17 protein-coding genes are annotated in these 19,141 nt (G+C 61.5%); 5 read left to right on the top strand and 12 right to left on the bottom strand.

The genetic code is table 11. The features are described 5' to 3' along the window. Positions 1-54: 54 nt before the first annotated feature. The 4 genes from GBK02_RS16225 to rsmA are packed head-to-tail and all read left to right on the top strand — an operon-like array spanning position 55 to position 5,682. A complete protein-coding gene (locus GBK02_RS16225) occupies positions 55-2,598 on the top strand; it encodes an LPS-assembly protein LptD (RefSeq protein ID WP_203467628.1) in 2,544 nt (847 codons plus the stop codon). A 5-nt stretch (positions 2,599-2,603) separates the two neighbouring features. Continuing rightward, a complete protein-coding gene (locus tag GBK02_RS16220) occupies positions 2,604-3,908 on the top strand; it encodes a peptidylprolyl isomerase (RefSeq protein WP_203469451.1) in 1,305 nt (434 codons plus the stop codon). Beyond that, positions 3,908-4,918, top strand: coding sequence for a 4-hydroxythreonine-4-phosphate dehydrogenase PdxA (gene pdxA / locus GBK02_RS16215; protein ID WP_203467627.1), 1,011 nt, complete (start codon positions 3,908-3,910; stop codon positions 4,916-4,918). The genes GBK02_RS16220 and pdxA overlap by 1 nt, the downstream gene beginning before the upstream one ends. Then, positions 4,915-5,682, top strand: a complete 768-nt coding sequence (gene rsmA, locus GBK02_RS16210) for a 16S rRNA (adenine(1518)-N(6)/adenine(1519)-N(6))-dimethyltransferase RsmA (protein WP_203467626.1) — start codon at positions 4,915-4,917, stop codon at positions 5,680-5,682. The genes pdxA and rsmA overlap by 4 nt, the downstream gene beginning before the upstream one ends. Positions 5,683-5,724: 42 nt before the next feature. Here the strand turns inward: rsmA and GBK02_RS16205 are convergent, their stop codons facing one another. The 11 genes from GBK02_RS16205 to GBK02_RS16155 all read right to left on the bottom strand — a co-directional run bounded on the left by GBK02_RS16205 (position 5,725) and on the right by GBK02_RS16155 (position 17,265). Next, positions 5,725-5,919 carry a DUF2892 domain-containing protein gene (locus GBK02_RS16205; RefSeq protein ID WP_203467625.1) on the bottom strand — a complete coding sequence of 65 codons (195 nt, stop codon included), beginning with the start codon at positions 5,917-5,919 and terminating at the stop codon, positions 5,725-5,727. A 74-nt stretch (positions 5,920-5,993) separates the two neighbouring features. Beyond that, entirely contained in the window at positions 5,994-6,662 is a 669-nt protein-coding gene (locus GBK02_RS16200) for a Crp/Fnr family transcriptional regulator (RefSeq protein WP_203467624.1), read from the bottom strand. 7 nt (positions 6,663-6,669) lie between these two features. After that, positions 6,670-7,434, bottom strand: coding sequence for an exodeoxyribonuclease III (gene xth, locus GBK02_RS16195; protein WP_203467623.1), 765 nt, complete (start codon positions 7,432-7,434; stop codon positions 6,670-6,672). Beyond that, positions 7,431-7,916, bottom strand: coding sequence for a glutaredoxin family protein (locus tag GBK02_RS16190; protein WP_203467622.1), 486 nt, complete (start codon positions 7,914-7,916; stop codon positions 7,431-7,433). Before GBK02_RS16190 ends, xth begins: the two co-directional genes overlap by 4 nt. Positions 7,917-7,933: 17 nt before the next feature. Next, the gene (locus tag GBK02_RS16185) at positions 7,934-9,988 is read right to left on the bottom strand and encodes a M3 family metallopeptidase (protein WP_203467621.1); all 2,055 of its coding nucleotides are present in this window, start codon (positions 9,986-9,988) and stop codon (positions 7,934-7,936) included. A gap of 48 nt (positions 9,989-10,036) precedes the next feature. Beyond that, complete coding sequence (locus GBK02_RS16180; protein ID WP_203467620.1) at positions 10,037-10,969, bottom strand: phosphoribosylaminoimidazolesuccinocarboxamide synthase; 933 nt, start codon at positions 10,967-10,969, stop codon at positions 10,037-10,039. 35 nt (positions 10,970-11,004) lie between these two features. Further along, entirely contained in the window at positions 11,005-12,297 is a 1,293-nt protein-coding gene (locus GBK02_RS16175; RefSeq protein WP_203467619.1) for a DUF3422 family protein, read from the bottom strand. Between the two features lie 63 nt (positions 12,298-12,360). Beyond that, complete coding sequence (gene fba / locus GBK02_RS16170) at positions 12,361-13,425, bottom strand: class II fructose-bisphosphate aldolase (protein WP_203467618.1); 1,065 nt, start codon at positions 13,423-13,425, stop codon at positions 12,361-12,363. A 49-nt stretch (positions 13,426-13,474) separates the two neighbouring features. Beyond that, positions 13,475-14,908 carry a pyruvate kinase gene (gene pyk / locus GBK02_RS16165; protein ID WP_203467617.1) on the bottom strand — a complete coding sequence of 478 codons (1,434 nt, stop codon included), beginning with the start codon at positions 14,906-14,908 and terminating at the stop codon, positions 13,475-13,477. 100 nt (positions 14,909-15,008) lie between these two features. Further along, the gene (locus GBK02_RS16160) at positions 15,009-16,193 is read right to left on the bottom strand and encodes a phosphoglycerate kinase (protein WP_203467616.1); all 1,185 of its coding nucleotides are present in this window, start codon (positions 16,191-16,193) and stop codon (positions 15,009-15,011) included. 19 nt (positions 16,194-16,212) lie between these two features. Beyond that, positions 16,213-17,265, bottom strand: coding sequence for a type I glyceraldehyde-3-phosphate dehydrogenase (locus tag GBK02_RS16155; RefSeq protein WP_203467615.1), 1,053 nt, complete (start codon positions 17,263-17,265; stop codon positions 16,213-16,215). Between the two features lie 213 nt (positions 17,266-17,478). Here GBK02_RS16155 and GBK02_RS16150 point away from each other — a divergent pair, with 213 nt between their 5' ends. After that, a complete protein-coding gene (locus GBK02_RS16150; RefSeq protein ID WP_203467614.1) occupies positions 17,479-18,012 on the top strand; it encodes a hypothetical protein in 534 nt (177 codons plus the stop codon). 81 nt (positions 18,013-18,093) lie between these two features. Here GBK02_RS16150 and gap read toward each other — a convergent pair whose 3' ends face one another. Next, complete coding sequence (gene gap, locus GBK02_RS16145) at positions 18,094-19,122, bottom strand: type I glyceraldehyde-3-phosphate dehydrogenase (protein WP_203467613.1); 1,029 nt, start codon at positions 19,120-19,122, stop codon at positions 18,094-18,096. Positions 19,123-19,141: the final 19 nt, after the last annotated feature.

Raw genomic sequence — 19,141 nt, 5'->3', positions numbered from 1 at the left:
TTTTAACACTCGGGTTCCGGGTCTTCCGGTATTGCCCCTCATCTGATCGACTCAATGACCGGATTTTCCCGTCGCCCGCTCGCTGTCATCGTCTGCTGCCTGTTTGCCGGCATGCAGGTGAGCCACGCTGCCATCGACCCGCTGCGCTTGCCGCTGCCGGTCAAGGGGGAGAGCAATTTGCTGCCTGCGGCTGCGTCGACCGCAGTCATCGAGCTGGCGGCGAATGACACTCCGGTCCGCTTGCGGGTCGAGCGCAAGTTCAACGTGCTGGGCAAGAAAAAGGCGCCGCTGCTGCCCGGTATCGGGGTCGATCATCCGGTCGAGTTGAAAAAAGGCGATGCTTATCCGCTCTTCATCGTGGCCGATAATATTGAAGGCCAGGTCGATGACGTGACTGATGCCAGCGGTGAGGTGGTGCTGCGCAAGGCCGGCACCGAAGTATTTGCCGACAAGGTGATTTACTGGCCGCTTGAGGATGAGGTGGATGCCACCGGGCAGGTTCGTCTGCTGCAGGAAGGGATGGAAGTCGATACGCCGCATCTGCGGATGAAGCTTTCCGAACAGATCGGCTTTGCCGAAAAGGCCGACTATCACATCGTCAAGGAAGTGACGAGCCGCTTCTACCGGACGCAGCAAACGATCATCACCGTGGCTTCGGCCAATTCAACGGTAGTGACCGGCGCGCCGATGATGCTCAATGTGCCGAACAGCTATGGTTTGCCGACGACTGCGCCGACGCGTCGTCCTTCAGAGGCGAGCGGGCGTGCCGAACGGGCTGATTTCGAAGGCGAGAATCATATTCGCCTGACGAATACGACATATTCGACCTGCAAGCCGGGCGATCAGGACTGGTACTTGCGCGCCTCGGAAATGTTCCTCGATTACGACCGGGATGTCGGTGATGCAACCCATGCCTCCGTCTGGTTCAAGGATGTGCCGATTTTCTATGCGCCGCTGGCCTCTTTCTCGTTGAATCATGGGCGTCATTCGGGGTTCCTGCATCCCTTTTTCTCGACGTCGACCAAAAACGGCCTCGATGTCACGGCGCCGTATTACTGGAGCATCGCTCCCAATTACGATGCCACGCTGAATCCGCGTTACATGACCAAGCGCGGTTTCCAGCTGGGGGCCGAAGCGCGTTATCTCGACTACAACTACAACGGGATGACCCGTCTGGAGTATGTGCCGCACGACGAGATTGAAAAACGCGAACGCTACGCTTACAACATCCAGCATCAACACAATCTGGGGCGCGGCTTCACATCGACGATCAACTGGAATGGCGTTTCGGACGACCATTACTGGGAAGATATGTCTTCCCGCCTGTTGCAGACTTCTCAGACACAACTGGCCAAGCAGGTTGCCATCGGCTATTCGCCAGCGCCGTGGTTGAGTACCAGCATGCAGGTCTTGCGTTACCAGACCTTGCAGACGGACCCGACCAACATCATCGCTCGCCCCTACTTCCTCGAACCGCAGCTGAATCTCGTCGGTTACAAGGCCAATGTGCTGAAAACCGACCTCAGCGTGATCGGCCAGTATTCGCATTTCATCCACCCGGAAAAGGTCAACGGACAGCGCATGGTGCTCTATCCGCAGGTTTCCCTGCCGATTGTCCACCCCGCCTTCCAGATCACCCCGAAGATAGGCGTGCATGCGACCCAGTATTCGCTGGGTAACCAGGTCAACGGCGAGCCGACCAGCATGAGTCGCACGCTGCCGATTGTGTCGCTCGACTCGTCGGTCATTTTCGAACGTGAAAGCAACTGGCTCGACCGTGATTACATCCAGACGCTGGAGCCGCGCCTTTACTATCTGAATATTCCGTACAAGGACCAGAGCAAGATTCCGGTTTTCGACTCCGGCCTGACCGACTTCAATTTTGCCCAGATGTTTGCTGAAAACCGTTACAGCGGTTTTGACCGGATCAATGACGCGAACCAGCTGACGGCCGCATTGACGACGCGCCTGCTCGATGCCAATACCGGTGTCGAGCGTTTCAAGGCGATGCTGGGCCAGCGTTACTACTTCAAGCAGCAGCGCGTAACTCTGCCGACCGAGTCGGTCCGGACAGCTGACTTCTCCAATCTGGTTGCTGCGGTCAACGGTCTGGTCTTGCCCAAAACCTATGCCGATGCTGCCTGGGAATACAACTACAACAAGGGAACCAACGAACGTGTCTCCCTGGGGATGCGTTTCCAGCCCGAACTGGGCAAGGTGCTCAGCGCCAGTTACCGTTATACCCGCGATCCACTGACCGCCATTTCACAGGTCGACCAGATCGACCTGGCTGGTCAGTGGCCGCTCAGCGCCAACTGGTACGCTGTCGGGCGCTACAACTACTCGCTGCGTGACAAGCAGCTGCTTGAGGCGATTGGCGGTCTGGAATACAACGCCGGCTGCTGGGCGACGCGTGCTGTCGTGCAGCGCCTGGAAGCCATCTCCGGCACGCCCAATACCACCTTCTTCCTGCAACTTGAACTCAATGACTTCAGCAGCGTCGGTTCGAATCCGATCCAGCTGCTGCGGCGTAGTATTCCCGGTTACGGGAAAACCAATGAACTGCCCAACAGCGGCAGTCTGCTCACTACTCAATGACCATCATGCCCAATTCAATTCGTCATCTGCTTCTCCTGATCACTTGTCTGGGCAGCTTGCTGGCCTTGCCGCTCTCGGCTGCCGAAGAGCCCAAGGAAGCTGATCACATCGTGGCTGTCGTCGGTGATGAAGTCGTCACCTACTTTGACCTGCGCACGCGTCTTGATTCCGCTCTCAAGCAGCTCAAGAAGCAGGGTACGCCCTTGCCGCCGCAGGAGGAGCTTGAACGCCAGATGCTCGAGCGCCTGATCATGGATCGTGTCCAGCTCCAGTTCGCCAAGGAATCGGGCATGCGGGTCGATGATGCCCAGCTCGACCAGGCGATTGGCCGGATTGCCGCCAATAACAAGATGACACCGCAGCAGTTCCGTCAGGCGCTGGAAAAGGATGGCATCCAGTACGCCAAGTTCCGCGAGGAAATTCGCAGCGAAATGACCATGGTCCGGCTGCGTGAACGTGAAGTCGAGAGCAAGCTGGTCATTTCCGACGGCGAGATCGACAACTACCTGGCCAATCAGGCAGCATCGGGTGGCAGCGAGGAATACCAGCTGGCGCACATTCTGCTGCGGGCGCCCGAATCGGCCAGTCCGGAACAGTTGCAAAAGCTGCGCTTGCGCGGCGAACAGGCTTTGAAGCGGGCGCGTGCCGGCGAGAATTTTGCCGAACTGACCGCTGCTTTTTCCGATGCCCAGGATGCCCTGCAAGGTGGTGACCTTGGCTGGCGCTTGCTCGACCGCATGCCGGCGCTGTATGCCGAAACTGCCAGCAAGCTGAAACCCGGTGAAGTCAGCGAATTGCTGCGCTCCTCGGCCGGCTTCCATATCGTCAAGCTGCTCAACAAGCGTGGCGGCAGCGCTCCGGCTTCGGTGCAGCAGACCCGGGCGCGTCACATCCTGATCCGGATCAACGAGATTGTTTCCGAATCGGAAGCCCGTCGCAAGCTGGAAACTGTGCGCGAGCGGATTGTTAACGGTGTCGACTTTGCCGAACAGGCCCGCTTGTATTCGCAGGATGGTTCGGCGGCCAAGGGCGGTGAGCTTGGCTGGCTGAATCCGGGCGACACCGTGCCGGACTTCGAGCGTGCGATGGATGCCCTGAAAATCAACGAAATCAGCCCGGTCATCAAGTCGCCTTTCGGCATGCACCTGATTCAGCCCCTGGAACGGCGCGAACGCGACGTTTCGGCTGAGCGTCAGCGCGGTGCGGCCCGTCAGGCCCTGCGCGAGCGCAAGCTGGACGAGGCTTTCCAGGATTGGCTGCGCCAGTTGCGTGACCGTGCCTACGTTGAAAACCGGCTCGAAGAGAAATAATGCGGCCATTGATCGCGGTGACCAGCGGCGAACCGGCTGGCATCGGGCCTGAACTGTGTTTGCGGCTGGCGGCTTATGCCGGCGAGGCGCATCCGGTCGTACTTGGCGACCGTAGTTTGCTGGCCGAACGCGCCCAGACGCTTGGCCTGGATATTGAATTGCGTGATTTTCAGCCCGGTGCTGCGGTCGACCGCAGCAATACCGCCATTTCCACCGGCCGACCGATACTCGATGTCCTGCACCTGCCGCTGGCCCATCCATCGGTTGCTGGTCAGCTCGATGCGGCCAATGGCGCTTACGTGCTGGCCCTGCTCGACAGGGCGCTGGCCGGTTGCCAGTCGGGCGAGTTCGCCGCGATGGCGACGGCGCCGGTGCACAAGGGCGTGATCAACGAGGCCGGCGTGCATTTCACCGGTCACACCGAATATCTCGCCGAAAAGACGGCGACGCCGCTGGTCGTCATGATGCTGGCCGGCAACACCGAGCGTGGTCCTTTGCGTGTTGCGCTGGTCACGACCCACTTGCCGCTCAAGGATGTTTCGGCAGCGATCACGCCGGATGTGCTGGAAAAGACGCTGCGTATCCTCGATGCCGATCTGCGCCGCAAATACGGTCTGGCCTGTCCGCGTATCCTGGTTGCCGGCCTGAATCCGCATGCGGGCGAGGGCGGTTATCTCGGTCGCGAGGAAATCGATGTGATCAGCCCGGTGCTCGACCGTTTGAAAGCCGAAGGCATGGCGCTGAGCGGCCCGTATCCGGCTGACACGATGTTCACTCCGCCCATCCTGGCGCAGGGCGATGCCGTGCTGGCGATGTATCACGACCAGGGGCTGACGGCGCTTAAATACGCCACCTTCGGCCAGGGCATCAATGTCACGCTGGGTTTGCCGATCATTCGTACCTCGGTCGACCACGGTACGGCCCTTGAATTAGCCGGCAGCGGCCGGGCCGATCCCGGTAGTCTGTTTGAAGCGGTCGCCGAAGCGGCCAGAATGGCGGTAAAGCAATGAAAGAACACGTCGCGCGCAAGCGTTTTGGGCAAAATTTCCTGGTCGACCAGGGCATTATTGGTGCCATTGTCTCGGCAGTGAATCCGCAACGCGGCGATACGCTGGTTGAAATCGGCCCCGGCCTGGGGGCGATTACCCGCCCGCTGCTCGACCGGATCGAGCATCTGCATGTTGTCGAAATCGACCGCGACCTGATCGCCCGGCTGAAAAAGCAGTACCCGCCGGAGCGCATGACGATCCATGCCGGCGATGCGCTGGCCTTCGATTTCGCCAGCATCGGCAGCAAGTTGCATCTGGTCGGCAACCTGCCGTACAACATCTCGACGCCGCTGCTTTTCCATCTGGCCGATTATGCCGAGATCGTCTACGACATGCATTTCATGCTCCAGAAGGAAGTCGTCGAGCGCATGGTGGCTGTGCCGGGCGAGTCCGATTTCGGCCGGATGTCGGTCATGCTGCAATACCGTTTCCATCTCGAATGGCTGATCGATGTGCCGCCGGAAAGCTTCGATCCGCCGCCCAAGGTGCAGTCCGCCGTGGTTCGTCTGATTCCGAAGGATGTTGCCGAGTTGCATGCCAAGAGCCACACCAAGCTCTCCCACGTCGTGCTTGCCGCCTTCTCGCAGCGCCGCAAGATGCTGCGCAACACGCTCAAGGGAACGCTCGATGATGCCGGCTTTGCCGCGCTGGAGATCGACCCGACCCGGCGTCCGGAAGACCTCTCGGTCGATGACTACGTGCGCATCGCCAATTACCTGACGTAAAAAAACCCGCCTCTGGCGGGTTTTTCTTGATCGCTGCGCAGCTCAGTCTTTCTTCATCGGGCAGGAATTCATGCCGAGCAGCGGGTAGGCCGGGCACCAGCCGATCAGGCCGGTAGCCAGCGGCACGATGCCGATGTAGCCCCAGGCCGGCAGCAGGCCGGCAACGGTGGCGCCGATCAGGCCGGCACCGGCTGCGATGCGAAGGATTTTGTCGAGGCCGCCAACATTCGGTTTCATGATGTTCTCCAGTAGGTTTGTGTGTGTACGCTGCCTACTTTAGCGATGCATCACGGCGCGGTATGTAACCTGGGTCACGGAGCCGCCAGTTTTTGCAGGCCGGCCCGGTCGGTGACGGTCAACTGCTCGCGGGCCAGCGAAACCAGGCCTTGTGCGGCAAAACCCTTGAGCAGGCGGCTGACGATTTCGCGAACGCTGCCCAGTTCGTCGGCCAGTTGCTGGTGGGTGACGCTCAGCGAATCGGCATTGCGCGCCAGGATCAGCTTGGCCAGACGCTGGTCGAGTCGCGAGAAGGCGACTTCTTCGACCAGTTGCATCAGTTCCCCGATACGGTCGGCAAAGAGATGGAAAACGAAATCGCGGAACGGTGCGTGTTCGACCATCAAGGTGGCAAAGCTGGCCACCGGCAGGGCGAGCAGGGTGAGCGGCGTTTCGGCAATGCCGCGAGCGTTGTAGTCGCTGTGACCGAGCAGGCAGCTCGAACTGATGATGCAGGAGCCGCCTGGTGCGACGCGATAGAGCATCAGCTCGCGGCCGCTGGCGGCCAGCTTGACGACCTTGATGCTGCCGTCGATCAGCAGCGGGAAGCCCTGGCAGGGTTGATGCTCAGCAAAGACTTGGGTGCCGGCCGGCAGATGCATGACGGCTTCGGGGCGGATCAGTTCGGCGAGCCGGGCGGCGGGCAGCCCGGCCAGCGCCGGGTAGAGTTTCAGCACATTGCTGCGGTCGACCGTGGCATTCATCGCAAAATCATCCGAGCGTCGCCCAGACCGGCGCGTGGTCGGATGGGCGTTCGAGTTTGCGTGGGGCGCGGTCGACACCGGCTGCCGTGCAGCGCTCGGCGAGAGGCTTCGAGAGCAGGATATGGTCGATGCGCAGCCCGAGGTTTTTCTGGAAACCGAGCATGCGGTAATCCCACCATGAGAAGGTTTTCTCCGGTTGTTCGAAGAGGCGGAAGCTGTCGCTCAGGCCGAGATCGAGCAGGCGCTGGAAGGCGGCGCGTTCGGGCGGCGAAACGAGGATGCCGTCGGCCCAGCGTGCCGGGTCGTGCACATCGCGGTCGTCCGGGGCAATGTTGTAATCGCCGCACAGGGCCAGTTGCGGATGCGCCGCCAGTTCTTCGGCTAGCCAGACCGCCAGCGCATCGAGCCAGCGCAGTTTGTAGTCGTACTTGTCGCTGCCGACCGCCTGGCCATTCGGCATGTAGGCACAGACGATGCGTGCGCCGCCGACCGTGCCGGTGATCAGGCGTTTCTGTTCGTCCGGGAGGTGCGGATTACCGATCAGGACATCTTCGATTGGCTGGCGGGCGAGCAGGGCGACACCGTTGTAGGTCTTCTGGCCTGAAAAGGCGACGTGATAGCCGGCCGCCTCGATCTCGGCGCGCGGGAAATTGTGGTCTTCAAGCTTGAGTTCCTGCAGGCACAGCGCGTCCGGCTGGGCCGAGGCGAGCCAGTCGAGCAGATGGGGCAGGCGAACTTTGAGTGAATTGACGTTCCAGGCAGCGATTTTCATTGGCCGGGTACCGCCGCAGGTTTGGCGCCGTAGGGCGCGGTTTTCGGGTAGCCGGCCAGGTCGAGCAGGTTGTTGTAGGCGTTGGCCTCGAAACCGCGAACCGGTTGTTTGCCGACGCGCAACGAAGGCACGAAGGCATCGCCGACCAACTGTTTCAGTTCGGCGTGATCTTCCTGTTTGACCACCATGCGCTCGGTGAACGGTACGCCACGCTTGTTGAGCAGGTCGCGTGCCTGCTTGCATTCGTCGACACACTCCGGGGTGGTGAACAGCGTGACCGGGAAAGCTTCGGCTGCTTTTTTGACGGCAAATGGCAGGCCGTCGTCAGCCGTGGCCTTCTCCGTCTTGGCGACCGGCGCGCCGGTACGTGGCGGCGGCGTGTCGCTGAAAACCGTACGGCCGTTGGCATCGATCCAGCGGTAAGTCTGGGCGCTGGCACCGGCTGCGCCGAGGATGAGGCAGAGGATCAACAGTTTGCGCATGAATCTGGTCTCCATACTCAGGCGGCAACCATGCCGCTGTGACGCAGCAAGGCATCGACACTGGGTTCACGGCCGCGGAATGCCTTGAAGGATTCGATCGCCGGACGCGAACCGCCCGCCGAGAGGATTTCGTCGAGAAAGCGCTTGCCGGTGGTGGCATCGAATGGATCGCCGGCTTCTTCGAAGGCCGCGTAGGCGTCGGCCGAGAGCACTTCCGCCCACTTGTAGCTGAAATAGCCGGCTCCGTAGCCGCCGCCAAAAATGTGCGAGAAAGCATTCGGGAAACGATGCCAGGCCGGCGGCACAAGCACGGCGACTTCGTCGCGTACGGCGTGCAGCAGGTCCATCACGGTCGACGTGCCCTGCGGGTCGAATTCCGAATGCAGTTGCATGTCGAACAAGGAGAACTCGATCTGGCGCACGGCCATCATGCCGCTCTGGAAATTCTTGGCGGCCAGCATCTTGTCGAACAGCGCGCGCGGCAGCGTCGCACCGGTATCGACGTGGGCGGTCATGCCTTCGACGACCTGCCATTCCCAGCAATAGTTTTCCATGAACTGCGAAGGCAGCTCGACGGCATCCCACTCGACGCCGTGGATACCGGAAACACCGAGTTCTTCGCCGCGCGTCAGCAGGTGGTGCAGGCCGTGGCCGGTTTCGTGGAACAGCGTGATCACGTCGTCGTGCGTGAAGGTGGCCGGCTTGTCGCCGACCGGGCGCGGGAAGTTGCAGTTGAGGTAGGCAATCGGCTTCTGGATGCCGGTCGTCGTCCGGCGACGTGAACGGGCTTCGTCCATCCAGGCCCCGCCGCGCTTGGTTTCGCGGGCGTAGAGGTCGAGGTAGAACTGGCCGACCAGTTCCCCGGTCGACGTCTCCAGACGGAAGAATTTGACGTCCTCATGCCAGACCGGTGCCGTATCCGGCTTGACCTTGACGTTGAACAGGCTTTCGATGACGTTGAACAGGCCGCCGAGCACCTTGGGCTCGGTGAAGTACTGCTTCACTTCGTGTTCGGAGAAGGCATAACGCGCCTGCAGCAACTTTTCGGAAACGTAGGCTGCATCCCAGGGCTGGAAATCGTCCAGACCCAGCTCGTCCTTGGCAAAGGCCTTCAGTTCGGCAATGTCCTTCTCGGCAAACGGCTTGGCCTTGGCTGCCAGCTCGCGCAGGAAGGCGAGCACCTGGGTCGGCGTGTCGGCCATTTTCGGGGCCAGCGAGACTTCGGCGAAATTATTGAAGCCAAGCATCTTCGCGTCTTCGAGGCGCAGGGCCAGCATGCGGTTGATGACCGGCGTGTTGTCCCATTCCGGCTTACTGCTGCCATCGTGGAATTCGGCGGCGCGGGTGGCCGAGGCGCGATACAGCCGGGCGCGCAGCTCGCGGTTGTCGGCGTATTGCATGACCGGGCCGTAGGACGGCGCCTGCAGACTGAAACGCCAGCCTTCGACGCCGGCCTTTTCAGCCGCAGCCTTGGCCGCCTCGATCGCATCGTCCGGCAGGCCGGCGAGCAGGGCTGGGTCGGTGATCACTTCGGCAAAGGCATTGGTCGCGTCGAGGACGTTCTCGGAAAACTTGGCGGAAAGCTGCGACAGTTCTTCCATGATCGCCTGGAAGCGCGGCTTCTGGTCTTCCGGCAGCTCGGCGCCACTCAGGCGGAAATCGCGCACTTCGTTATCGACCACTTTCTTTTGCTCGATGCTCAGCGTGGCGTATTCCGGGCTGCTGCGCAGCGCCTTGTACTTGTCGAACAGCTTGAGGTTCTGGCCGAGTTCGGCGTAGAAACGCGACACTTCCGGCAGCATCTCGTTGTAAGCCTCGCGCCAGGCCGGCACGTCATTGACCGAATGCAGATGACCGACAACGCCCCAGGCACGGCCAAATGGCTCCAGCCCGTCGGACAATGCACCGGCGAAGTCGCGCCAGGTCGCCGGCGTTGCGTCGCTGGTCAGGCGTTCAATCAACTCGCGTCCCGCGGTCAACAGCGATTCGATGGCCGGTTTGACATGTTCGGGCTGCACCAGATCGAAACGGGGCAGGTCGGAGAAATCGAGCAGGGGATTGGTCGTAGTCATTTTTGTCGGGGCAATGAAAAAGGGCGGTCATAGCCGCCCGATGTGTTTTTAGAGAGTTTTTCCGGTCAGGCGTTCGTACGCCTCGATGTATTTTGCGCTGGTTCGCGCAATGACATCGGCCGGCAGTTTCGGGCCGGGGGCAACCTTGCCCCAGTCCAGCGTTTCCAGGTAGTCGCGGACGTACTGCTTGTCGTAGGAGGGCGGGTTCTTGCCTTCTTCGTACTGGTCGGCCGGCCAGAAGCGCGAGGAGTCCGGGGTCAGGGCTTCGTCGATCAGGTGCAGGGTGCCGGCCGCGTCGATGCCGAATTCGAACTTGGTGTCGGCGATGATGATGCCGCGGCCCTTGGCGTAGGCGCAGGCTTCTTCATAGAGGCGGATGGCGGCGAGGCGGGCTTCGTCGGCCAGTTGTGCGCCGTTCTTGCCGGTGCCGGCCAGTGCTTCGGCCAGGTCAGCACCGCAATGGGCCTGGGCGGTGGCGAAGGAGACGTTTTCGTCATGATCGCCAACGGCGGCCTTGGTGGCCGGCGTGAAGATCGGGGAGGGCAGTTTCTGGGCCATTTTCAGGCCGGCCGGCAGCGCGATGCCGCAGATCGCGCCGGTTTCCTGGTAATCCTTCCAGCCGGAACCGATGACGTAGCCGCGCACGACGGCTTCGATCGGCAGCGGCTTGAGGCGCTTGACGACGACGGCACGGCCGCGCACCTGGTCGCGTTCGTTCTCGGTGACGACGGATTCGGGATCGATGCCGGTCAGCTGGTTCGGTACGATGTGGCCGAGTTTCTCGAACCAGAAGTTGGCCACGGCTTGCAGCACTTCGCCCTTGCGCGGAATCGGGTCCGGCAGGATGACGTCGAAGGCCGACAGGCGGTCGGTGGTGATAATCAGCAGCTTGTCGGCGTCGACCGCGTAAATGTCGCGGACCTTGCCTTTATTGATCAGCGGCAGGCTGGTGATGGTGGATTCGAAAAGGGGTGCGGTCACGGTCATGTTCCCGAAAGCAAAAGCAGAATTATAAATTAATGCGCGCCTTCGCCTTCTTCGGCGGCGAGCTTCTTGCGCATTTGACGAGTTCCCCAGGCAACGACGCCGGCGATGAGCGGGATCGAAATCGCGGTAATCACATCGCTGTTGAGGTGATGCAGTTCCTTGGTGCCCTTGGCGAGATACTGGACCAGTTGCGAGCCATAGTAGGTCAGCACGACGACCGACAGGCCTTCGACGGTTTCCTGCAGGCGCAGTTGCAGCTTGGCGCGGCGGTTCATCTGGGCGAGAACTTCCTGGTTCTGGCGCTCCAGTTCGATATCGACGCGCGTGCGTAACAACTGGCTGGTGCGGGCGATGCGCGCCGAGAGGTCTTCCTGGCGGGTCGAAATCGCGGCGCAGGTATTGAGTGCCGGCGCCAGTCGCCGTTCCATGAAGCCCTTGATCGTCGGGTAGCCCGAAACGCGAGTTTCCTTGAGTTCGACAATGCGTTGCTGGACCAACCGGTAATAAGCCGCTGAAGCGCCAAAGCGGAAATTGGTGCTGGCGACGGAGTGTTCGACTTCTGCCGCCAGGCGGGTCAGGTCGGCCAGTACGGTCCGCTCGTCGTGCGGCGACGCGGCGGTGACCATGCGGTCGATCAGGGCGGCCAGTTCGGCTTCTGCACGGTTGAGCAGGCGGCTGACCGATTTGGCAACCGGGAAGGCGAGCAGCGCCATGACGCGATATGTTTCGATTTCGAGCAGACGCTGGATGATCCGGCCGGTCCGCAGCTTGCCCATGCTTTCATCGATCAGCGTGAAGCGTGAGAAGCCTTGCTGGATGCGAAAATCGGTAAAGACCCAGGCGGCCTGGCCGGCGATCAGCGAGACGATGTTGGTGTCGCTTTTGGCCGGCAGCGAGGCGAGCATTTCCTCCGGATCGACCGAGCCGGCAGCCAGCAGTTCGATGTGGGTGGCCGCAATCACCTGGCCGGGAATGCCCTGAACCCAGTCGACCGGGACGGCGCCGAGCGCCGTTTCGCCTGACAGGGCAGGCTGTTTCGGCTGGATGAAAAAGGTGTAGGTCGAGAATTCGCCGTGCTGCTCCCATTTCAGCTTGAAATTGCCGCCGTCGATGATCAGGTGGGCTGCTTCGGCGCTGGGCTCGATCGGCAGGCCCATCCGTTCGTAGAGCGTGCCGATGTGGGCGCGCTCGCCGGCCGGGCCGTTTTCGTCATGGACGAAAGCCAGATAGCTGATCAGTGCCGGCGCTTCGAGCGGGATCGGCGGGCGGGTGTGAACCTCGTCATTGAGGCGCTGGCGGAGCGGATGGGTGCGTAATTCCACAGGTCTGACTCAAAAAATTAAGGGCCGCATCAGGCGGCCCTCGAATTTACCGCAAAACGGTGATTATTTGACGATCTGGTTCAGCTCGCCCTTGGCGTAACGCTCGGCCATTTTTTCCAGCGACATCGGCTTGATCTTGCTCGCCTGACCGGCGCAACCGAAGGCTTCGTAGCGGGCCAGACAGATTTTCTTGGCAGCTTCGCGGGCCGGCTTGAGGAAGTCGCGCGGATCGAACTTGGACGGGTTTTCGGCCATGTAGCGACGGACGGCACCGGTCATGGCAAGACGGATGTCGGTGTCGATATTGACCTTGCGCACACCATGCTTGATGCCCTTGACGATTTCTTCGACCGGCACGCCATAGGTTTCCTTCATGTCGCCGCCGAATTCGCGGATTTCGGCGAGCAGTTCCTGCGGCACGGAAGAAGAGCCGTGCATGACCAGGTGGGTGTTCGGGATGCGGGCGTGGATTTCGGCGATGCGATCGATCGCCAGGATATCGCCGGTCGGGCGCTTGGTGAATTTGTAGGCCCCGTGGCTGGTGCCGATGGCGATGGCCAGTGCGTCGCAGTTGGTCTGCTTGACGAAGTCGGCAGCCTGCTCGACGTCGGTCAGCAGTTGTTCGCGGGTCATCAGGCCTTCGGCGCCGTGGCCGTCTTCCTTGTCGCCCTGCATCGTTTCGAGCGAGCCGAGCACGCCGAGTTCGGCTTCGACGGAAACACCGATGGAGTGCGAGAATTTGACGACTTCCTTGGATACGGCGACGTTGTATTCGTAGGAGGCGGTGGTCTTGCCATCGGCTTCGAGCGAGCCGTCCATCATCACCGAGGTGAAGCCGGACTTGATCGCGGCCATGCAGACGGCCGGGCTTTGGCCGTGGTCCTGGTGCATGACGATGGGCAGGTGCGGGTAGGCTTCGAGTGCGGCCAGGATCTGGTGGCGCAGGAAGGCTTCGCCGGCATATTTGCGGGCGCCGGCCGAGGCCTGCATGATGACCGGGGCGTCGATCTGGCTGGCGGCTTCGCAGATCGCCCAGACCTGTTCCATGTTGTTGACGTTGAAAGCGGGCAGACCGTAGCCGTTTTCGGCAGCGTGGTCGAGCAGTTGGCGCATGGAAACGAGCGGCATGGGGACTCCTCTGTATAACTGAATTAATTAATCTGGCTATTTTACAGGGCTAGGCGATTTGATGCTCGCCGACCCGGACGATCTTCAGGGTGTTGGTGCCGCCCGTCGTGCCGATCGGCTCGCCGATGGTCAGCACGATGAGATCGCCCTTTTCGACCACGCCGCGGTCGATCAGCAGTTGCTCGGCTTCGGCCAGCAGCAGGTCGCGGTCGCTGTGCTGCTGGGTCATCAGCAGCGGGTAAACTTCGCGGTAAAGCACCATGCGGGAAACCGATTCGGCATCCGGCGTCAGCGCGTAGATCGGTACGCCGCAGTTCAGGCGGCTCATCCACAGCGCGGTCGAACCGGACTGGGTGAGTGCGGCGATAGCCTTGACCTTGAGATGATGCGCCGTCCAGATGGCGGCCATGGCGATCGACTGGTCGATGCGCGTGAACACGCGGTCGAGGAATTCGCGATCGAGCGTGACTTCGGCCGAGCGTTCGGCCTCGACGCAAATGCGGGCCATCGATTCGACGGTTTCGACCGGATATTTGCCGCTCGCCGTTTCGGCCGAAAGCATCACGGCGTCGGTGCCGTCGAGCACGGCATTGGCCACGTCGGAGACTTCAGCGCGGGTTGGCACCGGAGAGCTGATCATCGACTCCATCATCTGCGTTGCGGTGATGGTCAGCTTGTTCATGTCGCGCGCCATGCGGATCATCTTCTTCTGCAGCGCCGGCACGGCGGCATCGCCGACTTCGACGGCGAGGTCGCCACGGGCGACCATGACGCCATCGGAAGCATCGAGGATTTCGGCCAGGTTGGCGACGGCTTCAACCCGTTCGATCTTGGCGATCAGCACGGCCTGGCTGCCGGCGGCACGCAGCAACTGGCGCGCCATGTACATGTCGGCGGCGCTTTTCGGGAAGGAGACGGCGACGAAATCGACGCCGATTTGGGCTGCCGTCTTGATGTCGTCCATGTCCTTGGCGGTCAGCGCCGGCGCGGTCAGTCCGCCGCCCTGGCGATTGATCCCCTTGTTGTTGGAGAGCTCGCCGCCGACGATGACGCGGGTGTGGATTTCATGGCCGCGCACGCCGGTCACTTCCAGCTTCAGGCGGCCGTCGTCGAGCAGCAGGATGTCGCCGAAGACGACGTCTTTCGGCAGATCCTTGTAATCGAGGCCGACGCGTTCCTGGTTGCCGAGCGTGCATTGTGCATCGAGGATGAAAGTTTCACCGATGACCAGCGTGATCTTGCCGGATTCAAATTTGCCGACCCGGATTTTCGGGCCCTGCAGATCGCCAAGAATGCCGACGGTGCGGCCGTATTTGGCGGCGGCAGCACGAATGCCGATGGCGCGGGCTTTATGGTCTTCGGCCGTGCCGTGCGAGAAGTTCATGCGCACCACGTCGATGCCGGCTTGCACCATGCGTTCGAGAACTTCCGGGGTGGATGAGGCGGGGCCCAGCGTGGCGACGATCTTGGTGTGGCGTGACATGTCTTCTCTCTCCCTGCGGTTTTTGATTTTGGCCGTTTCCAGCCGGTCGACCGCGCGATGCCCCGTCAGGAGCTTGCTGCGGTCAACCGTGGTTCAAAGCTTATTTTGCCGCGCGTTCTTCAAGCACGGCGATGGCCGGCAAGGTTTTGCCTTCAAGGAATTCCAGGAAGGCGCCGCCGCCGGTCGAGATGTAGCCGACGTCGTCGGCGATGTGGAACTTGGCGATCGCGGCCAGCGTGTCACCGCCGCCGGCGATCGAGAAGGCCTCGGAGTGGGCGATGGCCGAGGCCAGCATCTTGGTGCCGCCGGCAAATTGCGGCAGTTCGAAGACGCCGACCGGGCCGTTCCAGACCACGGTGCCGGCATTGGCGATGATTTCGGCGAGCTTGACGGCGCTCTTCGGGCCGACGTCGAGGATGCGGTCGTGCGTGGCGACATCGTCGACCGAAATCTTGTTGGCACGGGCCAGCGCGGAGACTTCGTCGGCGACGACGACGTCGGTCGGCAACGGCACTTCGGCGCCGCGTTCTTTCATGATGTCCATGATGGCGTGCGCTTCCTTGACCAGGTCGGCTTCGGCCAGCGAGTCGCCGATGCGCTTGCCGGAGGCGAGCAGGAAGGTGTTGGCGATGCCGCCGCCGACGATCAGCTGGTCGACCTTGCTCGCCAGCGACTTGAGGATGGTCAGCTTGCTGGAAACCTTGGAGCCGCCGACGATGGCGACCAGCGGGCGCTTCGGCTCATGCAGGGCCTTGCCCAGGGCGTCGATTTCGGCGCCCATCAGGATGCCGGCGCAGGCGACCGGGGCGTACTTGGCGATGCCGTGCGTGGTGGCTTCGGCACGGTGGGCGGTACCGAAAGCGTCGTTGACGTAGACGTCGCACAGCTTGGCCATCTTTTGCGCCAGTTCGTCGTTGTTCTTCTTTTCGCCCTTGTTGACGCGGCAGTTTTCGAGCAACACGACTTCGCCCGGCTTGACCGTGAAATCGCCATCGACCCAGTTCTGGATCAGGCGCACCGAGGTGTGCAGCATCTGGCCAAGGCGCACGGCGACCGGCATCAGGCTGTCTTCGTGATTCAGCTCGCCTTCGGTCGGCCGGCCGAGGTGCGAGGTCACCATCACGGCGGCGCCCTTTTCCAGGCAGTACTTGATCGACGGCAGCGAGGCACGGATGCGGGTGTCTTCGGTGATGTTGCCGGCTTCGTCCTGCGGCACGTTCAAGTCGGCGCGGATGAAAACGCGCTTGCCGGAAACGTCGAGGTCGGTGAGTTTGGTAACGTTCATGCTGCTCTCCTGGAGAAGGTTAGTCGTGTGCGGTGGGCCAGAGGCGCGACCAGTGATCGGCCACCTCCAGCATGCGGTTGGCAAAGCCCCATTCGTTGTCGAACCAGACGAACAGATTGACCAGGTGCTTCCCGGCGGTGCGGGTCTGGCTGCCGTCGACGATGGCCGAATGCGGGTCGTGATTGAAATCGATCGAAGCATGCGCCGCCTCGGAATAGGCCAGCAGGCCGGCGAGCGGTCCCTTGGCGGCGGCTGCCAGCAGGGCATTGATTTCACCGGCCGAAACCGGGCGCTGCGTGTGCAGGGTCAGGTCGATGGCCGAAACATTCAGCGTCGGGACGCGGATGGCCTTTGCACTGACCTTGCCAGCGAGGCAAGGCAGCAGACGCTCGACGCCGCGCGCCAGCCCGGTCGATACCGGGATGATCGACTGCATCGCCGAGCGGGTGCGGCGCAGGTCTTCGTGGTGATAGCCGTCGATCAGCGGCTGGTCGTTCATCACTGAATGCAGCGTCGTCAGCATTACCTGTTCGATGCCGATTTCACGGTCGAGCAATGCAAGGATGGGCACGATGGCGTTGGTCGTGCAGGAAGCGGCGGAAACCAGCCGTTCGTTGCCGTTCAGCGACTCGGTATTGATGCCGGGAACGATGGTCGCGTCGACATCGTCTGCACTTTGGCCTGGGTGCGAGAGCAGCAGGCGCGGGCAGCCGGCATCGAGAAAACGGCTCAATTCGGCCCGTTGACCGTAGCAACCCGAGGCTTCGACCAGCAGGTCGATATCCAGTGACGACCAGTCCACGGCATCCGGTTGGCGGGCATGACTGACGCTGATTTTCTGCCCATCGACCAGCAGGCTGTTGTCCGCCAGATCAACCTCGCCGGGAAAACGGCCGTGCGTCGAATCGTAGCGCGTCAGGTAGGCCATGCTGTCGAGATTGGCTGGTTCGTTGATGGCGACGACCTGCATGCGCTTTGCCGCGGTCGACGCCAGCAGGGCACGCAAAAAGCAACGTCCGATACGGCCGTAACCGTTGATGGCGAGACGAAGGGGGCGAGGGGTGCCGGGCACGCGGGCCAATCCGAAATGATCGAAGCCTGTGATTTTACAAGGTTGTGGTCATAAAACCGAGTGCTCTTGCGACGAAACGGCAGTGTCGACCGGCAACTTCTGCCGTCGCGGAAGAGCGAGGTGCGGCGGAGAGGCAATTTCGTGCCGTAAAAACTTCGATTTATGCTGGTGCATTATTTGCTTGATGTCGTTGTATCTTTTGAGGATGGAATCATGCAAATTACCAGCGACCTGTCTTCCGGCAGTCTGTCGGCAAGCTCCGTTCGTACGGCCGAACGATCAAGCGCCGAAACCTTTGCCGATGTATTCAAGAAAGTGGTGAGCACCACGGACAAGGCGAAAGCCGCCAAGGTTGAAAAGTCGGCGAGCCAGATTCAGCGTGAAAAGGAAGAAGCGATTCAGGCGGCCTACAAGGCCGTAGTGGCCGAACTGAACGACTACATGAAAAAAACTCCGGCGGAGCACATACGTGATGCGGTGTTGAAGGAACTTGGGCTGACCGAAGCCGATCTTGATGCCATGCCGCCGGACAAGCGTATGGCGATGGAGGCGACGATCAATGAGCGCGTTCGCGAGAAATTGCTGGGGCGCAAGGCGGCGCCTGATGATGAATCGGCCTCGGCACAATTGATCAAGCCGGAGGCCGGCGACCAGGCTGGTGCGCTGTCGGGGGCCAACATGGCGAGCGGGATTCTCAGCATCTTGTCGCCTTCGGGCTTGCCTCTGGATATGGCCAAGGCCGCCTGATTCCGGTCCGGCTGTTTGTCGGAGCGACATAAAAAAACCGCCGGGGAAACCGGCGGTTTTTGTTTGGGCTGGCGCCTCGTCTTACTTGGCGGCCATCCAGGCGCGGGCGGCGTCGAGCATGCGGCAGGAGTAACCCCACTCGTTGTCGTACCAGGCCAGAACCTTGACCAGCACGGAACCGTCTTCGCCCTTGATGACGCGGGTCTGCGTTGCGTCGAAGGTGGAAGAGACGGTGGTGTGGTTGAAGTCGGAGGAAACGAGCGGCTCGTTGTTCACATCCATGATGCCCTTGAGCGGACCATTCGCGGCGGCGGTCATCAAGGCGTTGATTTCTTCCTTGGTGGTGGCGCGGTCGGCGGTGAAGGTCAGGTCGACCAGCGAGACATTGATGGTCGGGACGCGCAGCGCGAAGCCATCGACCTTGCCGACCAGTTGCGGCAGCACCAGACCGACGGCCTTGGCGGCACCGGTTTTGGTCGGGATGATGTTGGCGGCAGCGGCACGGGCGCGGCGCAGGTCCTTGTGACGGACGTCGACGGTGACCTGGTCGTTGGTGTAAGCGTGGATGGTGGTCATCAGGCCCTGCTTGATGCCGATGGCGTCAGACAGGATCTTGGCGACCGGGGCCAGGCAGTTGGTCGTGCAGGAAGCGTTGGAGACGACAGTCATGTCGGCCTTCAGCGCGCCTTCGTTAACACCGACGACGATGGTGGTGTCGACGTCATCGCCGCCCGGAGCGGAAATCAGCACGCGCTTGGCGCCTTGCTCGAGCAGGGCCTGGGCCTTGGCCTTGGTGGTGTAGGCGCCGGTGCATTCCAGAAGCAGATCAACGCCGTGGTCGGCCCAGTTGATGTCCTTCGGGTTCTTGGTGTTGTAGAAAGCAATGCGCTTGCCGTCGATGATGATGCAGTTCTCGCCATCGGTTTCGACCGGGGTGCGGAAACGGCCATGCGTCGTGTCGTACTTCAGCAGGTGCGAGTTGGTCGCCAGGTCGCCGGAGGCGTTGATGGCGACGACGTCGAATTCGTTCTGCAGACCCTGCTCATAGATCGCGCGCAGTGTGCAGCGACCGATACGACCAAAACCGTTGATTGCAACCTTGATAGCCATTGAAGCTTCTCCTCTGTAA

The organism is Dechloromonas sp. TW-R-39-2 (assembly GCF_016864195.1).
Classification (GTDB): domain Bacteria; phylum Pseudomonadota; class Gammaproteobacteria; order Burkholderiales; family Rhodocyclaceae; genus Azonexus.
Note: the sequence above shows the minus strand (reverse complement) of the source record. Positions and strands in the feature narration are given on the sequence as shown.

What these genes read in the sequence shown, in the direction of transcription:
- GBK02_RS16225 (WP_203467628.1), top strand. Translation starts at nt 55, where the DNA reads ATGACCGGATTTTCCCGTCGCCCGCTCGCTGTCATCGTCTGCTGCCTG.
- GBK02_RS16220 (WP_203469451.1), top strand. Translation starts at nt 2,604, where the DNA reads ATGCCCAATTCAATTCGTCATCTGCTTCTCCTGATCACTTGTCTGGGC.
- pdxA (WP_203467627.1), top strand. Translation starts at nt 3,908, where the DNA reads ATGCGGCCATTGATCGCGGTGACCAGCGGCGAACCGGCTGGCATCGGG.
- rsmA (WP_203467626.1), top strand. Translation starts at nt 4,915, where the DNA reads ATGAAAGAACACGTCGCGCGCAAGCGTTTTGGGCAAAATTTCCTGGTC.
- GBK02_RS16205 (WP_203467625.1), bottom strand. Translation starts at nt 5,919, where the DNA reads ATGAAACCGAATGTTGGCGGCCTCGACAAAATCCTTCGCATCGCAGCC.
- GBK02_RS16200 (WP_203467624.1), bottom strand. Translation starts at nt 6,662, where the DNA reads ATGAATGCCACGGTCGACCGCAGCAATGTGCTGAAACTCTACCCGGCG.
- xth (WP_203467623.1), bottom strand. Translation starts at nt 7,434, where the DNA reads ATGAAAATCGCTGCCTGGAACGTCAATTCACTCAAAGTTCGCCTGCCC.
- GBK02_RS16190 (WP_203467622.1), bottom strand. Translation starts at nt 7,916, where the DNA reads ATGCGCAAACTGTTGATCCTCTGCCTCATCCTCGGCGCAGCCGGTGCC.
- GBK02_RS16185 (WP_203467621.1), bottom strand. Translation starts at nt 9,988, where the DNA reads ATGACTACGACCAATCCCCTGCTCGATTTCTCCGACCTGCCCCGTTTC.
- fba (WP_203467618.1), bottom strand. Translation starts at nt 13,425, where the DNA reads ATGCCGCTCGTTTCCATGCGCCAACTGCTCGACCACGCTGCCGAAAAC.
- pyk (WP_203467617.1), bottom strand. Translation starts at nt 14,908, where the DNA reads ATGTCACGCCACACCAAGATCGTCGCCACGCTGGGCCCCGCCTCATCC.
- GBK02_RS16160 (WP_203467616.1), bottom strand. Translation starts at nt 16,193, where the DNA reads ATGAACGTTACCAAACTCACCGACCTCGACGTTTCCGGCAAGCGCGTT.
- GBK02_RS16150 (WP_203467614.1), top strand. Translation starts at nt 17,479, where the DNA reads ATGCAAATTACCAGCGACCTGTCTTCCGGCAGTCTGTCGGCAAGCTCC.
- gap (WP_203467613.1), bottom strand. Translation starts at nt 19,122, where the DNA reads ATGGCTATCAAGGTTGCAATCAACGGTTTTGGTCGTATCGGTCGCTGC.